We start from the raw sequence: 614 nt of genomic DNA, 5'->3' as shown, positions 1-614 counted from the left end.
CGGGCCGAACCGCCGGGACGATCGAGGCGCGGACATCCGCCTCGATTTGCAGATGTGCGTCAGCGGTTATCGGAAGAATTCCGAGTCTATATGCATGTTCAGGCAAGTGTTCAGTAGACTTCGAGGACTAGCGCCGCGTCGTTTAAGTAGCTGCTCCGATATGGGGCCAGTGACGCGTCACTCAAACAACCGGTCCTCTCATATGGGCCCATCCCTCGGGTGGACAAAACTGGTACGGGTCTCCTTCCTGCTACCGAGCAAAAATCAATACAGCTCGGGTCTCAGTCCCGGCTCGTAAAGACCGTCAATACCCCGGTGTAGCCGTAAAGGTGATCCCTTGCGATCTCGCCGCCGGCGAAGAATCCCACCAGCGGCACCTCACCTAGCGCCTTTCGCACCGTCTGCAACTCCGCATGCCGCGCTCCGAAGTGCGGGCCGCCCCGTCCCGAGCAACTGACATACAGGGCGCCCGACATGTGCCCCGCCCTGCCGCCTTCCAGTTCCGCGCGGATTTCCGTTGTAATGCGCACCAGATCGACCTTGGCAGCTTCGGGGTTACGCGTGCAAAAGGCCAGATGCATGCCGGGCTCGACCAGATCGGCAATCGCCACGAC

1 protein-coding gene is annotated in these 614 nt (G+C 60.7%); it reads right to left on the bottom strand.

The window, feature by feature from the left end; genetic code table 11:
• Positions 1-281: 281 nt before the first annotated feature.
• A partial coding sequence (locus F6X42_RS46675) for an FIST C-terminal domain-containing protein (protein ID WP_187639787.1) occupies positions 282-614 on the bottom strand: 333 nt, incomplete at its 5' end.

The organism is Paraburkholderia podalyriae, assembly GCF_014397785.1.
Taxonomy (GTDB): domain Bacteria; phylum Pseudomonadota; class Gammaproteobacteria; order Burkholderiales; family Burkholderiaceae; genus Paraburkholderia; species Paraburkholderia podalyriae.
The sequence above is the reverse complement of the archived record's forward strand: the minus strand, read 5'-3'. Positions and strand labels throughout refer to the sequence as shown.